The sequence below is a fragment of the Clavibacter michiganensis subsp. tessellarius genome, from assembly GCF_021922985.1.
GTDB lineage: Bacteria > Actinomycetota > Actinomycetes > Actinomycetales > Microbacteriaceae > Clavibacter > Clavibacter tessellarius.
The window spans coordinates 526,948-546,053 of the sequence record NZ_CP040788.1 but is presented as its reverse complement, the minus strand read 5'-3'; the positions used below and the strand labels follow the sequence as shown (position 1 = coordinate 546,053).

The following is a 19,106-nucleotide window of genomic DNA, read 5'->3' as shown; positions in this document are numbered from 1 at the left end:
GACCCCGTGGCCTCCGAACCCCTGCACTCCCTGTCGTCCGACCTGCGGCTCGCGAGGGAGCTGGCCGACATGGCCGACGCCATCTCGCTCGACCGCTTCCGCTCCGCGGACCTCGCCGTCGAGACGAAGGCGGACTCCAGCTGGGTCACCGACGCCGACATGTCCGTCGAGCGCGCGATCCGGGCGGGCATCGCGGACAGCCGCCCGCACGACAGCGTCCTCGGCGAGGAGTACGGCACGTCCGGCTCGTCGTCGAGGCAGTGGATCGTCGATCCGATCGACGGCACCTCGAACTTCGCGCGCGGCGTGCCCGTGTGGGGCACCCTCATCGCGCTGGCGGTCGACGGCGTCCCCGTGGTCGGCGTCGTGAGCGCGCCCGCGCTCGGCCGCCGCTGGTGGGGCGCGACGGGCCTCGGCGCCTACGTCGACGACACGCTCGGGCAGGCCACCACCTCCCAGGAGCGGCGCATCCGCGTCTCGGACGTCGCCCGGCTCGAGGACGCCTCCATGAGCGTCGCCGGCGTGCAACGCTGGCGCGACGCCGACCGGCTCGAGGAGCTCCTCGACCTGTCCGGCCGGGTCAAGCGCTCGCGCGACTTCGGCGACATGTGGGCCTACATGCTGCTGGCCGAGGGCCTCCTCGACATCGCGGGCGAGCACGACCTCAAGCCCTACGACATGGCCGCGCTCATCCCCGTGATCGAGGAGGCGGGCGGCCGCTTCACCTCGATCGACGGCGAGGCCGGCCCGTGGCACGGGTCGGCGCTCGCGACGAACGGCCACCTGCACGACGCCGTGCTGGGGGTCGTCGCGCGCTGACGCCGGATCCGGAGCGGGCGCGCCCAACCCGACGAGGTCAGGCGGTCGCGGCCCGCTGACGGCGGCGGCGCTGCCCGAGGTCCACGAGCCCGAGCAGGAGCGCGACCGCCACCAGCGAGATCGTGACGAGGAAGCCGTTGCGGAAGCCGTCGTGGTACACGGCGAGGCTGGCGTCGGATCCGCCCGCCGCCTCCGCGTAGAGCGTGCTGAAGAACGTGGCCGACGCGGCCGCGACGCCCACGGCGGTCCCCACGCGCTGGCCGACCTGCGCCATGGACCCGGCGACGCCGCCCTCGGTGACCGGGATCTCCGCGAGCGTCAGGGTCTGGTTCGGCGAGATGACGAAGCCCGCGCCGACGCCCGCCACGAGCATGGCCGCGGCCATGGCCCACGGGGTGACCTCGCGCGGCGTGAGCACGGCCGCGAGCAGCAGGAGCGTGATCCCGACCACGACGACCGCGAGGCCGATCACCACCAGCTGCCGGCCGAGGCGCGACACGAGGCGCCCGCCGATCCACGCCGTCACGGCCGAGGACAGGGCGAACGGGATGCCGACCATGCCCGCGAACACGGGGGCGAGGCCGAGGCCCTGCTGCAGGTAGAGCGTCGTGAGCAGGAACACCGCGGGGATCGCGGCGAAGTAGGCCGTCGCGATGAGGATGCCGTTGCGGTACGACGACAGCCGGAACAGCGCGAAGTGCACGACGGGCGACTTGCCCTGCGACGCGTAGCGGTGCTCCCAGGCCACGAAGAGCGCGGCCGCGACCACGGCGACCGCCAGCGAGAGCCAGCGGCGCGGGTCGTCGTCGGGTCCGCCGGTCGTGAGCACGAACGGCAGCATGAGCGAGAACGTCGCGACCGCGAGGAGCACGATGCCGACGGGGTCCAGGCCCACCTTCCCCTCCGGCCGCGCCTGACGCCGGGGCAGGAGCTTGAGCGCGAAGAGGATGGCCGCGATGCCGAGCGGGATGTTCATCCAGAAGAGCAGCCGCCAGCCGTCCTCCGGGCCGCCGAGCTGGATCAGCAGGCCGCCCACGGTCGGGCCGAACGCCGTCGAGACGCCCACGACGGCGCCGAACAGGCCGAATGCGCGCGCCCGCTCCTCGCCCTGGAAGAGCTGCTGGATGAGGCCGAGCACCTGCGGCATCTGGATGCCCGCGGCGACGCCCTGCAGGATCCGCGCGACCACGAGCGTGTTCACGTCGGGCGCGAGGGCGCAGAGCAGGCTCGCGAGCGTGAAGGCGCTGAGGCCGATCACGAACATGAGGCGGCGGCTGCGGATGTCGCCGAGGCGGCCGGCCGGCACCAGCGCCAGCCCGAACGCGAGCGCGTAGCCGGCGACGATGAGCTGCAGGTCGGTGGATCCGGCGCCCAGCGACTCCTCGATCGACGGCAGCCCGACGTTGACCTTCGAGAGGTCGAGGATCGTCAGGGCCGCGACGCCCACGCAGACCCAGAAGGCCTGCCAGCGCGTGCGGTCGCGATCGTCGTCGGCGGGGCTGGTGGTCGAGGGGGTCTCCGCGGTGGTGCGTCCGGTCATGAGGTATCGAATCCAATGCACGTGCTATGTATTCCCGCTCCCGCGAGCGGCGCGACGCGCCCCGACCAGCTTGCTCCTCACCTGAGGGAATCGTCCGGGGTGTCCCTGCGCTGAACAGCGCGCCAACAGCGATCGCGGGGCCGGGCCGCCGTGGATCCCGCTCCTAGGGTGAGGACTTCGCGCCGGATCGGCGCCGCCCGCGAGCACGCCGCCGTGCTCCCTCCGAGAGGACACCATGAAGAACCGCGCCCGCCGTCTCCCCGCCTCGATCGCCGCCGTCGTCGCGGCCGGGCTCGCCCTCGCCGGATGCGGGTCGTCGGGCGGCGGCAGCGCGGAGCCCGGCGCCTCCCCCGCCTCGGGCGACACCCTCATCGTCTACACGAACTCCAACGGCGACGGCCGCGGCGACTGGGTCACGGTCGAGGCGGCGAAGGCGGGCTTCGACATCCAGATCGTGGGCCTCGGCGGCGCCGACCTCGCGAACCGCATCGTGGCCGAGAAGAACAACCCCGTCGGGGACGTGGTGTTCGGCCTCAACAACATGTACTTCGAGGACCTCAAGGCGGAGGACGCCATCACCGCCTACACGCCCGCGTGGTCGGACGAGGTCGACCAGGCCGCGGGCGACCCCGCCGACGGCGCGTACTGGCCGCTCGTGGAGCAGGCGATCGTCACCGTGCACGACGCGAAGCAGACCTCGGGCGGCGACGTGCCGAAGGACGTCACGGACCTCTACTCGTCGAAGTACGAGGGGAAGTACGAGGTGAACACGCGCCTCGGCGAGGCGACCCCGCAGCTCATCCTCGCGGGCCTCCTCGCGCCCTACGAGGACCCGGACGGCGACCTCGGCATCAGCGACGCCGGCTGGCAGGTCGTGAAGGACTACTTCGCGAACGGATCCCCCGCGGTCGAGGGCACGGACCTCTACGCCCGCCTCTCCCGCGGCGAGGTCGCGTTCGGCACGCTCCCCTCGAGCGGCATCGCGGCGCGCGACGCGCAGTACGGCACGACCACCGAGATCGTGCCCGCGAAGGCCGGCGTCCCGTTCGTCACCGAGCAGATCGCCGAGATCGCCGGCACGAAGAAGGAGGAGCGCGCCCGCGCGTTCATCGACTGGTTCGGCAGCGCCGACGTCCAGGGCGCGTTCGCGGAGAAGTTCTCGAGCTATCCCGTCAACACGACCGCGCGCGAGAAGGCGCTGCCTGCCGTGAAGGAGCTCATCGAGTCGCTCGACAAGCAGGACGTCGACTACGGCTTCGTGCGCGAGCACATCGCCGACTGGGTCGAGAAGACCGAGCTGGAGTACCTGCCCTGATGATCCGCTTCGACGACGTCGAGGTGCGCTTCGGCGACCAGGTGGCGATCCCTGGGCTCGACCTCGAGATCCACGAGGGCGAGTTCTTCACGCTCCTCGGGCCGTCCGGCTGCGGCAAGACGACGGCACTGCGGACCCTCGCCGGCTTCGTCGACCCGAGCCGCGGCGACATCGTCATCGACGGCCAGGTCGCCACGCGGCTGCCGAGCGAGAAGCGCCGCGTGGGCATGGTGTTCCAGAACTACGCGCTCTTCCCGAGCATGTCGGTGCGGCAGAACATCGCGTTCGGCCTCACGGTGCGGAAGGCGGGCAAGGCCGAGACCGACCGGCTCGTGCGCGCCATGGCCGACCAGGTCGAGCTGAGCGAGGCGCAGCTCGACAAGAACGTGGCGGAGCTCTCCGGCGGTCAGCAGCAGCGCGTCGCCATCGCGCGGGCGCTCGTGCTCGAGCCGCGGATCCTCCTGCTCGACGAGCCGCTCTCCAACCTCGACGCGAAGCTCCGCGTGCAGCTGCGCGACCAGCTGAAGGGCCTGCAGTCCCGCCTGGGCATCACGACCGTGTACGTCACGCACGACCAGGAGGAGGCGCTCACCATGAGCGACCGCATCGCCGTCTTCGACGCGGGGCGGATCGAGCAGGTCGGCACCCCGGAGGACATCTACGACCGCTCGGCCACCGAGTTCGTCGCCACCTTCGTCGGCGCCATCAACGCGCTCGGCCCCCGCACGGTCGCCCGCCTGCGCGACGCGGGGGCGACCGACCTCGACGCCTCGGGCCGTGCGTACGTGCGGCGTGAGCGCGTGTCGGTGGATCCGCGGGACGCAACGCCCTCGCGCTCCCGTCGCATCCACCTCGACGGCGTCGTCGCCGAGCGCACGTACCACGGGCCCCACAGCACGTACCGGGTCGACCTCGGGGACGACGCGGTCGAGGCGCTCGTCGCCGAGACGGGCGCCCCGCCGCTCGCGCCCGGCGCCGAGGTCGTCGTGGGCATCGACCCGGCCGCGATCCTGCAGTACCGGTCGTAGCCGTGCGCACCCCCGTCCGCGCCCTGCTGCGCTCCCCGCTCGGCGTCGTGGTGCTCATCGCCGCGCTCTGGTTCGTCGTCACGTTCCTGGTGCTCCCCAACGCCAACCTGCTCGTCACGACGTTCTTCCCCGACGGGTCCTTCAGCGGCGGCGCCCTCGAGAAGCTCGTGAGCTCCGACCGGGCCATGCGCAGCGTCGGCAACAGCCTGCTCCTCGCGGTGACCCTGGCCGTCACCGTCAACGTGGTCGGCATCTTCATCGTGCTGGTCACCGAGTACTTCGTGGTGCGCGGATCCCGCGTGCTCTGGCTGGGCTACGCCACTACGCTCATCTACGGCGGCATCGTGCTGGCGGCCGGCTACGACTTCATCTACGGGCGCCACGGGTTCGTCACGGCCCTCGCGCAGCGCGCGTTCCCCGACCTCGACCCCGACTGGTTCTCGGGCTACTTCGCGGTCGTCATCGTGATGACCTTCGCCACCACCACGAACCACATGCTCTTCCTCCGCTCGTCGCTCGCGGCGATCGACCACCAGACCATCGAGGCGGCCCGGAGCATGGGCGCGGGCAACGGGCGCATCCTCTTCCGCATCGTGCTGCCGGCCCTGCGGCCCATGATCTTCGCGGTCACCGTGCTCACGTTCCTCACCGGCCTCGGGGCGCTCACCGCTCCCCTGGTGCTCGGCGGCACGGGCTTCCAGACGGTGGCGCCCATGATCGTCACGTTCTCCAAGAGCACGAGCTCGCGCGACCTCGCGGCGCTCCTCGCGATCGTGCTGGGCGTCGCGACGATCGTGCTGCTCGCGATCATGAACCGCGTCGAGAAGTCGGGCGTGTACTTCTCGGTGGCGAAGGTCGCGACGCCGCTGCAGAAGCAGCGCATCCGGAACCCGATGGTGAACGGCGTCGTGCACGTCGTCGCGTACGCGCTGTTCGTGGTCTACTCGCTGCCGGTGATCCTCATCGTGCTGTTCTCGTTCCTCGACTCGAAGAGCGTGCAGACGGGCACCATCACGTGGGACTCGTTCACGCTGCGGAACTACGCGACCGTCCTCGGCTCCCCCGACGTGCTCCGGCCCTTCATCGTGAGCCTCGTCTACAGCGCGCTGGCCGCCGTGATCGTCGTGGCAGGCCTCCTGTTCGTCGCGCGCATGATCCAGCGCAACCGCAACTGGGTCACCGCGACGCTCGAGTACCTGCTGCACATTCCGTGGATCCTGCCGACCATCCTCATCGCGCTCGCGCTGCTGCAGACGTTCGACCGGCCGCAGCCGCTGATCGGCGGCCAGGTGCTCACGGGGACGACCTGGCTGCTGCTCCTGGCCTACATCATCGTCAAGGTGCCGTTCACCCTGCGCCTGCTGAAGGCGGCGTTCGCGAGCGTGCCGCAGTCGCTCGAGGACGCGGCGCGGATCCTCGGCGCGAAGTCGCTCACGACGTTCCGGCGGGTGCTGGTGCCGCTCGTGATCCCCACGGTCGCCGCCATCACGGCGCTCAATTTCAACAGCCTGCTCGACGACTACGACGCCGCGGTCTTCCTCTATCAGCCGCTGTACGAGCCGCTCGGCATCGCCATCAAGGCGAGCACGGAGGGCGAGGCGAACCTCGACTCCATGGGCATCACGTTCGTCTACACGGTGCTGCTCATGGTCATCATGGGGCTCACGATGTACCTCGTGTACGGGCGCTCGGGCGGACGGAGGCGACGTCGCGGCCGCACGGTGTCGCCCGCGGTGGGGACCACGGCTCCGGCCCTCGCGACGAGCGACCCGGGGGCTCCCGCGCCCGCGACACCCCGCGCACCCCTGGGCTGATCCGGCTCCCCGGACGACGAAGGCCCCGTCCGGGTGGACGGGGCCTTCGCGTCGACCGGACGGATCCGGTCCTCGACGAGCGTGGGACATGCGACGCGATGGTGGAGATGCGGGGAATCGAACCCCGGTCCACTGCTGTAAGCCTGCGCCTTCTACGGGTGTATCCAGGAAAGACGTCCTGCTCGGCCCCGGAACTTGCTCCTGGCGTCTGATCCGACGGGCCCAGCCTCAGTTCGAGTCCCGCGCGGCCCTGAGGCACGACCGCGCAGCGAGCTCCCTTTTCTGACGCCGACTTACCGGATAGAGAGCATCCCCGGGTCGACGGTCCTGTTAGTTCGCTCGCTTAGGCAGCGAGAGCGAAGGACGACTGCTTGTTTTCGGCAGTTGTAGTTTGCAGAGATCGTTTACGAGCTGACCCTGCATCCTCGACCCGCTTCTCGCAGTTTTGCAGGCAATGTCGAAACCGATCATCCCCATGCACGACCGTGCACCTGTCGGTGCCCGAGCCGGGTCGCATGTTCCACGCTGTCGAGTTGTCAAACGTCGGCCGGAGCGAACCCCGGCCAGCCCTCAATGATAGCCGACGCGAGCCGGCCGCACCACCGGGAGGACCGGTGCGCGCCTACTCGCCGAGCCGGCGGTGCGAGGACATGGCGCGGTCCGCCTCCCGCTTGTCCTGGCGCTCACGGAGCGTCTGGCGCTTGTCGTACTCCTTCTTGCCCTTCGCGACGGCGAGCTCCACCTTGGCGCGGCCGTCGACGAAGTAGAGCTGCAGGGGGACGACCGTGTAGCCGCCCTCCTTCACCTTGGAGTGGATCTTGAGGATCTGCTCCTTGTGCAGGAGGAGCTTGCGCTTCCGCCTGACCGGGTGGTTGTTCCAGGTGCCCTGGTTGTACTCGGGGATGTGCACCGCGTCGAGCCACGCCTCGCCGGCGTCGACGAACGCGTAGCCGTCGACGAGCGACGCCCGCCCCTGACGGAGCGACTTGACCTCGGTGCCCGTGAGCACGAGGCCCGCCTCGTAGGTCGACTCGATGGTGTAGTCGTGGCGCGCCTTGCGGTTGGTCGCCACCACCTTCTCGCCACGTTCCCTGGGCACGGTGGACTCCTCGATGGTTCAGGTGGATGCGCCCGGATCCGGGCAGCCCATCAGTCTACCGGAGGATCAGATCCGGAGGTACCTGCTGATCGCGAAGTTCGCCGACACCGCCGAGAGGACGACGCCGACCGCGAGCAGGATCGGCACCACCAGCAGCGCGTCGTCCATGTTCACCAGGGATATCGACGTGAGCCTCGAGCTCAGGAACCCCTGCACGAAGAACTTCACGAGCGCCACCGTCGCCGCGCTGGCGAGCACGCTCCCGATGAGCGCCGCGAACACGCCCTCGAGGATGAACGGGGTCTGGATGAAGCGGTTCGACGCCCCGACCAGCCTCATGATGCCCAGCTCCCGTCTCCGCGAGAACGCGGACAGCCGGATGGTGGTGGCGATCAGGAGCGCGGCGGCCACGAGCATGAGCCCGGCGATGCCGACCGCGGTGAGGCTGGCGGCGTTGAGGATCGAGAAGATCTGGTCGAGGTACTGCCGTTGGTCCGTCACGTTCTCCACGCCCGCGAGCCCGGAGAGGCTGTCGCTGAGGATGTCGGACTTCGACGGGTCCTTGAGGTTCACCCAGAACGCCTCGTTGAGGAACTCCGGCTGCACCAGCTCGGTGACGGGATCGCCCTTGAACTGCTCCTGGAAGTTCTTGTACGCCGTGTCCTGGTCCTCGAAGTAGTACTTGTCGATGAACGGGGCGAGCGTCTCGCTGTCGAGCCGCTCCTTCACCGCGTCGATCTGCTCCTGGGTGGCCTTGCCGTTGACGCAGGTCTCGCTCGGCACCGACGTGTCGGTGCAGAAGTCGATGGCGACCTGGGCGCGGTCGTACCAGTAGTTCTTCATCTGGCCGATCTGCATCTGCAGCAGCACGGCGGCGCCCACGAACGTGAGGGAGATGAAGGTGACGAGCACGACCGAGACGACCATGCTGACGTTCCGACGGAGGCCGTGGCCGACCTCGGAGAGGACGAGTCCGAGTCTCATCGTGTGGGCCCCACATCCTGTGCGCCGGTGTCGTCCGGCGACTCGCCGCGGGCGCGGAGCCCCAGCTTCTCGGCAAGGCCGAGCTCGGCGAGCTCGGCGTCGTCGCGCCCGTCGGCGGGCGCGGTGCCGCCCTGCCCGTCGGACAGGTCGGGGAGGCGGATCACGCCCGTCCCCTCCGGCAGGCGGCGGATGGATCCGGTGCTGGGGGCGGCGGGTGCCGCTCCCCCGCCGTTGCGGCGGCTGGGCGCCCGCGGCGCCGAGGCGGACGGCGGCGCGTCGTCGACCGGAGCGGACTCCCGCACGGGCTCGTCGGCGGGTTCTCGCACCACGGGGACGGCTCGGGACGGCGCCTGCTCCTCCCCGGGTCGGCGCGCGGTCCCGGCGTCGGGACGCGCGGTCTCCCGCGGCGCGGACTCGCGACGGTCGTCCGCCGCGGGGGTGGCGTCGGCCGGACGCGAGGCGGGCTCGCCGTCGCCGGGACGGGACCCGGAGGACGACGGCGCCGCGGCGGGCGCGGGCTCCGCGGCGGGCGCGGGCAGCGGATCCACGCGGGCCGCCTCCGCGAAGGCCGAGGGCGTGGACGTGGACGTGGACGTCCGTGCGGCGTCGCGGTCGGGACGGGGCGTCGTCGACTCGCGGACGGGCGACGCGGCGGGGACGAGGGGCGCGGCGGGCTCCGTCGTCGCGGGGGCCTCCCCTGCGGCCTCGGGGACCGGTGCCGCGGCGGGCGCCGGGGCGACCGCGGGCGCGGCGGCGGCGGGCGCCGCAGCGGGCGCCTTCTCCTTCGGCGCCTTGCGCGCGGCCTTGGCGGCCGCGGCCTCGCGGGTCGCCTCCTCCTTGGCGCGCGCCTTCTCGTCGGCGCGGCGCTGCTTGTCGCGACGCGCCTGCTCGCGCCGCTCCGCCGCGGTGGCGGGAGCGGCGGGCGCGGTCGGGCGCACGGGTGCGGGAAGCGGCGCCGCCGGCACGAACACGGGCGTGGGCGCCGCGACGGGCGGGTGCTCGGGGTTCACGCCGACCGCGTTCTCGGCCGTGCGCGGCAGGTCGATCGCAGAGGTCTGGTACTGGCCGCCGAGCTCGTCGCGGACGACCTCGCCGCCGATGAGCTCGATGACGCGCTTCTGCATCTGGTCGACGATGCCGGAGTCGTGCGTGGCCATGATGACCGTCGTGCCGTTGGCGTTGATCCGCTCGAGCACCTGCATGATGCCCGCGCTCGTCAGCGGGTCCAGGTTGCCGGTGGGCTCGTCCGCGAGGAGCACGGCGGGCTTGTTGACCACGGCGCGCGCGATCGCGACGCGCTGCTGCTCGCCGCCGGAGAGCTCGTGCGGGAGCCGCTGCTCCTTGCCCTTGAGGCCCACCATGTTGAGGACGTCGGGGACGGCCTCCTGGATGAAGCCGCGGGACTTGCCGATCACCTGGAGGGTGAAGGCCACGTTGTCGAACACGGACTTGTTCGGCAGCAGGCGGAAGTCCTGGAACACCACCCCCAGGCTCCGCCGGTAGTAGGGGACCTTGCGGCTCGACAGCTGGTTCAGCTGCTGGCCCAGGACGTGGATCGTCCCTTGCGTGGGCCGGTCCTCCTTGAGCACGAGACGCAGGAAGCTGGACTTGCCGGACCCGGACGCGCCGACGAGGAAGACGAACTCCCCCCGGAGGATCTCGAGGTCGACGGAGCTCAGCGCCGGTCGGGGGTTGCCGGGATACACCTTGGATACGTGGTCGAACCTGATCATGTCGGTACGACCCTAGGCACCAGACCCTCCGAACGCCGCATCGACTCACCGCGGCGGGCGGTCCCCCGGACTCTCTCAGGCGCGGTCGGGCGACTTGCGCCAGCGGATGCCCGCGGAGATGAAGCCGTCGAGGTCGCCGTCGAACACGTTCGACGGGTTGTTCACCTCGTGCTCCGTGCGGAGGTCCTTGACCATCTGGTACGGCGCGAGCACGTAGCTGCGCATCTGGTCGCCCCAGCTCGCCGTGATGTTGCCGGCGAGCTCCTTCTTGGTGGCCGCCTCCTGCTCGCGCTGCACGAGGAGCAGGCGCGACTGCAGCACCCGGAGGGCGGCGGCGCGGTTCTGGATCTGGCTCTTCTCGTTCTGGCAGGTGACGACGATCCCGGTGGGCAGGTGGGTGATGCGCACCGCCGAGTCCGTCGTGTTGACGGACTGGCCGCCGGGGCCGGAGGAGCGGAACACGTCGACCCGCATGTCGTTCTCGGGGATCTCGATCGACTCGGTCTGCTCGATGAGCGGCACGACCTCGACGGCGGCGAACGACGTCTGGCGCTTGCCCGCGGAGTTGAAGGGGCTCATCCGCACGAGGCGGTGCGTGCCGGCCTCGACCGAGAGCGTGCCGAAGGCGTAGGGCGCGTCGATCTCGAAGGTCGCCGACTTGATGCCCGCCTCCTCCGCGTAGGAGGTGTCGAGCACGGTGGCGGAGTAGTCGTGCTGCTCGGCCCAGCGCAGGTACATGCGCATGAGCATCTCGGCGAAGTCGGCGGCGTCGACGCCGCCGGCGCCCGCGCGGATGGTGACGACGGCGGGGCGCGGGTCGAACTCGCCGTTGAGGAGCGTCTGCACCTCGAGCTCGTCCATGATCTTGGTGATGCCGTCGAGCTCGACGACCGCCTCCTCGGCGGACTCCTCGTCGTCCTTGGCCATCTCGACGAGCACGTCGAGGTCGTCGAGGCGGCGCTGCAGCTCGTCGATCCGGGCGAGCTCGGACTGCCGGTGGCTCAGGTCGCTCGTGACCTTCTGGGCCTTCTCCGTGTCGTCCCAGAGGTCGGGCTCGCCCGCCTGGGCGCTCAGCTCCTCGACCTCCTGCTGCAGGCGCTCGACGCCGACGACCGAGCGGATGTTGGAGTAGGTGTCGCGCAATTCTGTGATCCGCGAAGAGAAGTCCTGGTCGATCATGGTGCCGCCCAGCCTACCGGCAGGCCCGGCCGGGACCCCGGCCGCCCGCGCGTAGGCTCGGGGGCGATGTCCAGCCCCGAGACCCCCTTCTCCCTCCGCGCGGTGGCGCTCCCGGCGCTGCTCCCCGCGCTCCTCTTCTCCATCGGCGAGGGGGCGATCATCCCCATCATCCCGATCGTCGCGGGCAGCCTCGGCGCCTCGCTCGCGATAGCCGCGTTCATCGGCGGCATGATCATGCTCGGCGAGCTCGTGGGCGACATCCCGAGCGGATCCGTGGTGAGCCGCATCGGCGAGCGGACCGCGATGATCGGCGCGGCCTTCGTCTCCATCGGCGGCCTGGTGCTGTGCCTCCTCGCGCCGAACCCGCTCGTGCTGGGCGTGGGCGTCTTCCTCATCGGCGTCTCGACGGCCGTGTTCGCGCTCGCCCGGCACGCGTTCATGACGAGCTTCGTGCCGCAGGCGTTCCGCGCCCGGGCCCTGTCGACGCTCGGCGGCACGTTCCGCGCCGGGTACTTCGTCGGGCCGTTCCTCGCGGCCGGCGTGATCCACCTGACCGGGGCGTCGCAGTCCGCGTTCGTCATCCACATCGTCGCGTGCCTCGCCGCCGCCGTGACGCTGCTCGTCCTGCCCGACCCGATGGACGTCGTGCGGCGCAACCGCGCGGCCGACCTGCAGAGCGCCGCGCCCGCGACGGCCGGCGAGCCGCAGGACGACGAGTCGGTCGCGGCCGCCGCGGGCACCGCTCCCCCGGCCCGCGAGTCGGCCGGCCTCGCGCGCACCCTCTGGCGCTTCAAGGGCGTGCTGGTGAAGCTCGGATCCGGCGCGGCCCTCATCGGCGCGATGCGCGCGGGCCGCGGCGTGCTCCTCCCCCTGTGGGCCGTGAGCATCGGCATCTCGGACGCGAACACGGCGCTCATCATCGGCATCGCCGGTGGCGTGGACTTCGCGCTCTTCTACGCGAGCGGCCAGATCATGGACCGCTTCGGCCGCCTCTGGAGCGCCGTGCCGTCGATGGTCGGGCTCGGGATCGGCTACCTCGTGCTCGCGCTCACGCCCGACCTGCCGACGAGCGTGCAGTGGTTCATCGGCGTGGCCATGTTCATGTCGGTCGCGAACGGCGTGGGATCGGGGATCCTCATGACCCTCGGCGCCGACCTCGCCCCGCGCGAGGACCCCGCTCCCTTCCTCGGCGCCTGGCGCTTCACGGGCGACGCCGGCAGCGCCGCGTCCCCGCTCCTCATCGCCGCGCTCACCTCCGCCGCGTCGCTCGCCGTCGCCAGCGGCGTGATGGGGGTGCTCGGCCTCATCGGCGCCGGGATCCTCGTGCGGTACGTGCCGCGGTACGTCCCGCGGAAGCCGCGGCCCGCGCGCTGACGGCGACCGGTCGCGTCGGCACCGCGACGTCGTCGGGAGCACCGCGAGCCGCTGACCCGACGCGTGAGTGGGAGGCGGCTCAGCCGCCTCCCACCGGTCCCGGCGTCGCCGCGCCCGGCCCGACCAGGACGCCGCGGGCCGTGCTCGTCACGTCGATGCGGACCCCGTCCGGCACGAGCAGGGAGGCGACGGGCGGGATCCACGTGCTCGACAGGGTGACGCGGGCGCTGCGGCCGTCGGGCGTGGTGGCGCCGTCGACGCGCAGGTCGTGCAGGCCGGTCGTCGGCTCCTCGGCGAGGAAGCGCGTCACCGTGTCGGCCACCCCGGCGTCCGTCAGCACCGGATGCGGCACCCCGCCGGCCGGCGCGTCGAGGGCCGCCGGGTCGACGGGCCCGTCGACGTCGAAGGACTCGGCTCCGGCGAGCGCGGCGGCGTCCGCGAGGTCGGAGAGCCGCACGCGCTCGAGGTACAGGGACGATGCGGCGGAGACCATGAGGATCACGGCGAGACCGAGGGCGCACGCCGCGATCACGAGCAGCAGGATGGAGCCCTCGTCGTCGCCGGTCGCGCTCGCGGCTGCGTGCGCAGGCGTGATCCTCGCGACCCGGCGGTGGCGGGCCCAGCGGTCGTGGACCCGGCGGTTCACGGCGCGCTCCGGGTGAAGACCGACACGCGCTCGTCCGCCGCTCCGGCGACGACCACGGCCCCCGGCGCGTCCGGTCCCACGACCGGCGGTGCGAGCGGCAGGTCGGCTGACACGCGCACGGACACGTGCACCAGGGAGCGCGGGACGTGGCATGAGCGCGGATCCGGCGTGCACGTGATGTCGAGGGCGATGCCCGTGGGAGGGACGCCCTGGTCGGCGAGCGCCACGTCGACCGCTGCCTCAGCCTCCCGGCGCCCCGCCGCGTCGTCGTCGGCCCGCACGTACACGCGCGCCGCCTGCCGCGCCGCTCCCTCCGTCGCGAGCGCCGCGCCCTGGATCGCCGACAGGGCGAGCACGAGGTAGACGAGCGGCACGAGCAGCAGCACCCCGGCGGTGATGAACTCCAGCGCGGCCGACCCGCGGTCGTCAGCCCAGGCGCTCCACGGCCGCATGCCCGGTCACCTCCAGCCCGCGGTCGACGCCGAGGAGGCCGAGCAGCGGGAGCGTGGTGCGCACGGTGACGCTGACCACCGGGTGGCCGAGCACGGTGCCGGTCGCCGCGGTCACGTCCCCCGCGTACCGCTCGCCGACGGCCGCGGCGATGAGGTCGTGCGTCCGTTCCACCCCCTGCGCCCGCGTCGAGCCGGCGAGCGCCGCGACCCGCGCCCCCTCGGCGGCGGCGTCGAGCACGGTCGTGCGCACGTGCAGCGCGAGGGCGAGCTGCACGACCGACAGGGCGAGCACGACCAGGAGCGCGCCGACCATGACGAACTCGGCCGGGGCCGAGCCGCGGTCGTCGCGCATCAGAAGGACGTGACCCGGTCGATGGCCTGGGTGAAGACGTTCTGCAGCAGCGGCCCGGCGACGCTCCACAGGAGGACGACGAGCCCGGCGGTCATCAGGGTGATGAGCACCCAGCCCGGCACGTCGCCGCGGTCGTCGGCCAGGTCGCCGACGCGCGTCGTCGTGTCGCTGCCTGCGTGGGGACGGGTCATGTCATGCCTCTCGATCGGTGGGGGTGGTGGTGCGCTACAGCCCGAGCTGCAGCACGAAGACGCCCGGGAAGAGGGCGAAGACGATGGTGAGCGGGAGGATCAGGAACACCAGGGGCACGAGCATCCCCACCTCCTTGCGACCGGCGCTCTCGAGGAGCTCGCGCTTGGCGACCTCGCGCGCGTCCTGCGCCTGGGCGCGGAGCACCTCCGCGAGCGGCGTGCCCCGCTCGAGCGAGCCGGCCAGCTGGTCGACCAGGCGCGACACCGCGGGGAGGGCGAGTCGGCGCGCGAGGTCGTCGAAGGCCCGGGCGACCGGGATGCCCGTCCCCACGTCGCCGACCACGCGCCCGAGCTCCGCGGCCAGCTCGCCGGATCCGACGCGCGCCACGCGGCGGAGCGCGTCGAGCAGGCCCTCGCCCGCGGCGAGGCTGAGCGCCAGGAACTCCAGGACGGTCGGCAGCTCGGCCGAGATGCGGATGAGGCGACGCTTCGCCCGCCGCTCGAGCGCGGTGTCGCAGAGGACGAGCCCCGTGATGCCGCCCACGATCGGGACGACGACCAGCTGGGCCTGCGGCAGGGTCCCCGCGAGCAGCGCCGCCCCGCCGACGACCGCCGCGGTCAGCGCGCCGACGGCGGCGCCCAGGACCAGGCCGACCAGCTGCCGGGAGCGGTGACGCTCCACGTCGTCCGCCGATCCGGACTGCGACAGCAGCCGCTCGATGCGCTCGGTGCCGCCGAGCACGCGCGACAGCCCCCGCCGCAGCGGCACGACCGCCGGCGCGCCGAGCGTGCCGAGCACCGGGAGCGGATGCACGGTGGTGAGCGCGAGGTGCCGCCGCGCCCCGTCCGAGACGTCCAGCACGTGCGGCGCGACGCGGTCGAGCAGTCGCGCCCGCCGCAGCCGCGGCACCGCGCCGAGCATGCTCCACAGGCCGAGGCCAGCGACGAGCCCGAGCACCGCGCCCCACGACTCGACGCCCGTCACGCGAACCACCTCCGGTCCTCGGGGAGGCGGCCGAGGGCGAGCATCACCCGGTAGGCCACGGCGGAGACGGCGAGGCCGACCACGATGACGACCGTCCCCGTGGGGGTGTCGTACGCCGCGGCCGCCTCCGAGCGGGTGGAGAGGAGCGCCAGGATGATCCACGGCGCGGCCACGCCGAGCTTCGCCGCGTTGACGACCCACGACTGCCGCGCCTCCGCCTCGCTGCGGATGGCGGCCTCCTCCCGCAGGAAGCGGGCGAGGCCGCGGAGCACGTCGGGCAGCTCGGTGCCGCCGACCTCCCTGGCCATGCGGAGGGTCTCGAGGATGCGGTCGGCCGTGGGATCCGCGAGGCGCGCCTTGAGCTCGTCGAGGGCGACGCCGAAGCTGCCCGTGGTGCGGTTGTCCGCGGCGAACGCGCGGAAGGCCGGTCGGAGCACGGCCGGCCCGGCCTCCGCGAGGGAGGCGACCGCGTCCGGCAGGCCCATCCCGGCGCGCACCGCGCTCACGAGGTGGTCGACGACGTCGGGCCAGACGGCACGGTACGCGCGGCGCCGGGAGGCGGACCGCGCGCCGACCGCGATCCACGGGAGGGCCGTGCCCGCGACCCCCGCCGCGACCGCCGCGCCGTCGATCCGGAGCAGCGCCTCGACCAGCACCCCGGCCGCGAGGCCGACGAGCACCGAGATGGCGAGGAAGGAGCTGACGGAGACCTTGGCGAGGCCGGCGTGCGTGAGGCGGTCGTGCACCGCGTCCGCCGCCCCGCGACGCCCGCCCGGCGCCTCCGGCCGCGACGGCCACAGGCGTGGCGCGAGCATGAGGAGGAGGCCGGCCCCGAGGGCGAGGCCGAGCGCGACCCTCACGGCGCCGCCACCAGCACGCGGAGCGGGTCGAGCCCCGCGGCGTGGTACTTGGCGAGGTGGGCGGGCTGGCCGCCCGTGGCGGTGAGCACGCCGTCCTCCAGCGCGAAGACCGAGCTGGCCTCGATCACCATCCCGGAATGACGGCCGCCGGGCGCCAGGATCTCGACCACCCGCCGCGCGCCCGAGGGCCGCACCTCGAGGTGGACGACGAGGTCGACGGAGCTCGCGACCGTGGGCACCACGAACGCCGAGTCGATGTTGCGGCCGGCGAGCAGCGGCAGCGTGCACATCTTCACGAGGGCCTCGCGGGCGCTGTTGGCGTGGATGGAGCACATGCCCGGCACGCCGGAGTTGAGCGCGATGAGGAGGTCGAGGCACTCGGCCTCGCGCACCTCCCCCACGACGAGCCGGTCGGGCCGCATCCGCAGCGCCTCCTTGATGAGGCGCCGGAGCGTGATCTCGCCGGAGCCCTCGAGGCTCGGCTGCCGGCACTGCATCGCCACGACGTCGCGGCCGGCGGGATCCAGCTCGAACGTCTCCTCGACCGTGACGATGCGGTCGGACGCGCGGGCGGCGGACAGCAGCGCGTCGATCATGGTGGTCTTGCCGGTGTGCGTCGCCCCGCTCACGACGATGGAGAGGCCGGCCCGCACGCTCATCCGGAGGAACTCCGCCGCCTGCAGTGGGAGGCTGCCGAGGGCCACGAGGTGGTCGAGGTCGCGGATGCGCCGGGAGAACTTGCGGATGTTGACGGCCCAGTGGCGGCGCGTGACGTCGGGGATGACGACGTGCAGCCGGGAGCCGTCGGGCAGCGACGCGTCGACGAACGGCGTCGACAGGTCCACCCGACGGCCCGAGGACTGCAGCATCCGCTCGACGAGGTCGCGCACCTCGGCGTCGGAGAGGACGAGCGACGTCAGCTCGGGGACGCCGGTGCGTGCCACGAACACGCGCGTGGGGGCGTTGATCCAGATCTCCTCGATCGTGTCGTCGTCGAGGAGGGGCTGCAGCGCGCCGAAGCCGGTGATGCGGGCGAGCACCTCGCGCTCGGTCGCCGCCTCGTCGTCGAGGAGCCGCGCGTCGGACCCGAGCGCCTGCTCCGCGAACCGCCGGACCTCCTCGCGCACGACCACCGCGGTGCCCGCCGCCTCGGCGACCGCGCCGTCGTCGCGGAGGCGCTCCCGCACCCGTCCGGAGATGATGTCAAGGGGCGTCCGCGTCTGCACCCGCACAGGATGCTGATCAGGACCCGATCCCGCACGGGCCGTCCACAGGTCGCGCCGCTAGCGCGCGACCGGCGTCAGTACCCCAGCTCCGCCTTCGCCGCCGCGTACGCCTGGCGCACCGCGGGCACGCCCGGCGCGTCGAAGACCTCGTCGCCCGCGAGGGGCCATTCGGGCAGCGAGCCCGTGAGGATCCACGCGGCCTGCTTCGCGGCGCCGTCGGCGACGAACTCGCCCGCGTCCGGCACGTGGATGGGGACGCCGAAGACGGTCGGGGCGATCTCGCGCACGGCGCGGCTCTTCGCGCCGCCGCCGATGAGGAGCACGCGCTCGACCTCGACGCCCTGGCGCGTGATCGCGTCGAGGCCGTCGGCCAGGCCGCACAGCATGCCCTCGACGTGGGCGCGGGCCATGGTCGCGGGCGTCGAGTTGCGGAGGGTCATGCCGTGCAGCGACGCGGTCGCGTCGGGCAGGTTCGGGGTGCGCTCGCCCTCGAAGTAGGGCAGGAGCACGAGGCCGTCGGATCCGGCGGGGGCCTCGAGCGCGAGCTCGGACAGCCGCGCGTGGTCGACGCCGAGGAGGCGCGCGCCGCCGTCGAGTACACGGGCGGCGTTGAGGGTCGCGATGAGCGGGAGGAAGTTGCCCGTGGCGTCCGCGAAGCCGGCGACCGTGCCGGACGCGTCCGTGATGGGATCCGCCGTGACGGCGAACACCGTGCCGGACGTGCCGATGGAGACGACCACGTCGCCGGGCACCGCGCCGAGGCCGAGCGCGGCGGCGGCGTTGTCGCCCGCGCCGGGGCCGACGGGGATGCCGGCCGGGACGCCGGGGATGCCGTCGCCCGTCAGCCCTGCGGACTCGCCGGGGCCGAGCACGCGCGGCAGGCCGACGACGCGGCCGAGCGCGCGCTCCAGCAGGTCGAGGCGGTACTCCCCCGTGACGCTGGACCAGTACGCGGTGCCGCTCGCGTCGGAGCGGTCGGTGGTGAGGGCCGCGAGGTCCGGGGATCCGACGCCGTGCCCGAGGAGGCGCCAGGTCAGCCAGTCGTGCGGGAGGGCGACGGCGGCTACGCGGGCGGCGTTCTCGGGCTCGGCGTCGCGCAGCCAGCGGAGCTTGGTGGCGGTGAAGGACGCCACCGGGACGACGCCCGTGGCGCTCGCCCAGGCGTCGGCGCCGAGCTCGTCGCGGAGGTCGGCGGCGGCGGGCGCGGACCGCGTGTCGTTCCAGAGGAGCGCGTCGCGGACGACGGCGCCGGACTCGTCGAGGCAGACCATGCCGTGCTGCTGGCCGCCGACCGAGATGGCGGCGACGTCGTCGAGGCCGCCCGCGTCGGCGACGGCCGCGAGGAGCGCGTCCCACCAGTGCGCGGGATCCACCTCCGAGCCGTCGGGGTGGGACGCGCGGCCGGAGCGCACGAGGGCGCCCGTGTCGAGGTCGCGGACGACCACCTTGCAGCTCTGCGTGGAGGAGTCGATGCCTGCTACCAGTGTCTTCGTTGTCACGATCAACATA

18 protein-coding genes and 1 other RNA gene are annotated in these 19,106 nt (G+C 72.8%); 5 read left to right on the top strand and 14 right to left on the bottom strand.

Going from position 1 to position 19,106, the window contains the following annotated elements:
* Positions 1-6: 6 nt before the first annotated feature.
* Complete coding sequence (locus tag FGG90_RS02480) at positions 7-819, top strand: inositol monophosphatase family protein (protein ID WP_094130763.1); 813 nt, start codon at positions 7-9, stop codon at positions 817-819.
* Between the two features lie 37 nt (positions 820-856).
* Here the strand turns inward: FGG90_RS02480 and FGG90_RS02475 are convergent, their stop codons facing one another.
* A complete protein-coding gene (locus tag FGG90_RS02475; protein ID WP_094130765.1) occupies positions 857-2,359 on the bottom strand; it encodes an MFS transporter in 1,503 nt (500 codons plus the stop codon).
* Positions 2,360-2,594: 235 nt separating this feature from the next.
* Here FGG90_RS02475 and FGG90_RS02470 point away from each other — a divergent pair, with 235 nt between their 5' ends.
* Genes FGG90_RS02470 through FGG90_RS02460 form a run of 3 tightly spaced genes read left to right on the top strand, consistent with a single transcriptional unit; the run spans position 2,595 to position 6,516 of the window.
* Positions 2,595-3,674, top strand: a complete 1,080-nt coding sequence (locus FGG90_RS02470; protein ID WP_094130767.1) for an extracellular solute-binding protein — start codon at positions 2,595-2,597, stop codon at positions 3,672-3,674.
* The gene (locus FGG90_RS02465) at positions 3,674-4,702 is read left to right on the top strand and encodes an ABC transporter ATP-binding protein (protein WP_094130769.1); all 1,029 of its coding nucleotides are present in this window, start codon (positions 3,674-3,676) and stop codon (positions 4,700-4,702) included. Before FGG90_RS02470 ends, FGG90_RS02465 begins: the two co-directional genes overlap by 1 nt.
* Before the next feature lie 2 nt (positions 4,703-4,704).
* The gene (locus FGG90_RS02460) at positions 4,705-6,516 is read left to right on the top strand and encodes an ABC transporter permease (RefSeq protein ID WP_094130771.1); all 1,812 of its coding nucleotides are present in this window, start codon (positions 4,705-4,707) and stop codon (positions 6,514-6,516) included.
* A 99-nt stretch (positions 6,517-6,615) separates the two neighbouring features.
* Here the strand turns inward: FGG90_RS02460 and ssrA are convergent.
* The 5 genes from ssrA to prfB form a co-directional block, all read right to left on the bottom strand.
* Positions 6,616-6,991: a transfer-messenger RNA gene (gene ssrA, locus FGG90_RS02455) on the bottom strand.
* A gap of 147 nt (positions 6,992-7,138) precedes the next feature.
* A complete protein-coding gene (gene smpB / locus FGG90_RS02450; RefSeq protein WP_086516082.1) occupies positions 7,139-7,615 on the bottom strand; it encodes an SsrA-binding protein SmpB in 477 nt (158 codons plus the stop codon).
* A 66-nt stretch (positions 7,616-7,681) separates the two neighbouring features.
* Positions 7,682-8,599 carry a permease-like cell division protein FtsX gene (gene ftsX, locus FGG90_RS02445; protein ID WP_086516081.1) on the bottom strand — a complete coding sequence of 306 codons (918 nt, stop codon included), beginning with the start codon at positions 8,597-8,599 and terminating at the stop codon, positions 7,682-7,684.
* Positions 8,596-10,332 carry a cell division ATP-binding protein FtsE gene (gene ftsE / locus FGG90_RS02440; RefSeq protein WP_094130773.1) on the bottom strand — a complete coding sequence of 579 codons (1,737 nt, stop codon included), beginning with the start codon at positions 10,330-10,332 and terminating at the stop codon, positions 8,596-8,598. Before ftsE ends, ftsX begins: the two co-directional genes overlap by 4 nt.
* A gap of 75 nt (positions 10,333-10,407) precedes the next feature.
* Positions 10,408-11,511: a peptide chain release factor 2 gene (gene prfB, locus FGG90_RS02435; protein ID WP_094130775.1), complete on the bottom strand. Its 1,104-nt coding sequence runs from the start codon at positions 11,509-11,511 to the stop codon at positions 10,408-10,410.
* Between the two features lie 66 nt (positions 11,512-11,577).
* Between prfB and FGG90_RS02430 the strand changes: the two genes are divergently transcribed.
* A complete protein-coding gene (locus FGG90_RS02430) occupies positions 11,578-12,885 on the top strand; it encodes an MFS transporter (protein WP_094130777.1) in 1,308 nt (435 codons plus the stop codon).
* A 79-nt stretch (positions 12,886-12,964) separates the two neighbouring features.
* Here the strand turns inward: FGG90_RS02430 and FGG90_RS02425 are convergent, their stop codons facing one another.
* The 8 genes from FGG90_RS02425 to xylB all read right to left on the bottom strand — a co-directional run bounded on the left by FGG90_RS02425 (position 12,965) and on the right by xylB (position 19,105).
* Entirely contained in the window at positions 12,965-13,531 is a 567-nt protein-coding gene (locus FGG90_RS02425) for a pilus assembly protein TadG-related protein (RefSeq protein ID WP_237583496.1), read from the bottom strand.
* Positions 13,528-13,983 (bottom strand): hypothetical protein, encoded by a 456-nt coding sequence (locus FGG90_RS02420; RefSeq protein WP_094130779.1) that lies wholly within the window; start codon positions 13,981-13,983, stop codon positions 13,528-13,530. The genes FGG90_RS02425 and FGG90_RS02420 overlap by 4 nt, the downstream gene beginning before the upstream one ends.
* Positions 13,958-14,335: a TadE/TadG family type IV pilus assembly protein gene (locus FGG90_RS02415; protein ID WP_094130781.1), complete on the bottom strand. Its 378-nt coding sequence runs from the start codon at positions 14,333-14,335 to the stop codon at positions 13,958-13,960. The genes FGG90_RS02420 and FGG90_RS02415 overlap by 26 nt, the downstream gene beginning before the upstream one ends.
* A complete protein-coding gene (locus FGG90_RS02410; protein WP_094130783.1) occupies positions 14,335-14,526 on the bottom strand; it encodes a hypothetical protein in 192 nt (63 codons plus the stop codon). The genes FGG90_RS02415 and FGG90_RS02410 overlap by 1 nt, the downstream gene beginning before the upstream one ends.
* A gap of 34 nt (positions 14,527-14,560) precedes the next feature.
* On the bottom strand, positions 14,561-15,511 hold the full coding sequence (locus FGG90_RS02405; protein ID WP_094130785.1) for a type II secretion system F family protein: 951 nt from the start codon (positions 15,509-15,511) through the stop codon (positions 14,561-14,563).
* Positions 15,508-16,371, bottom strand: a complete 864-nt coding sequence (locus FGG90_RS02400) for a type II secretion system F family protein (protein WP_094130788.1) — start codon at positions 16,369-16,371, stop codon at positions 15,508-15,510. The genes FGG90_RS02405 and FGG90_RS02400 overlap by 4 nt, the downstream gene beginning before the upstream one ends.
* Positions 16,368-17,603 (bottom strand): CpaF family protein, encoded by a 1,236-nt coding sequence (locus tag FGG90_RS02395; protein WP_094130790.1) that lies wholly within the window; start codon positions 17,601-17,603, stop codon positions 16,368-16,370. The genes FGG90_RS02400 and FGG90_RS02395 overlap by 4 nt, the downstream gene beginning before the upstream one ends.
* Before the next feature lie 68 nt (positions 17,604-17,671).
* On the bottom strand, positions 17,672-19,105 hold the full coding sequence (xylB, locus tag FGG90_RS02390) for a xylulokinase (protein WP_094130792.1): 1,434 nt from the start codon (positions 19,103-19,105) through the stop codon (positions 17,672-17,674).
* Position 19,106: the final 1 nt, after the last annotated feature.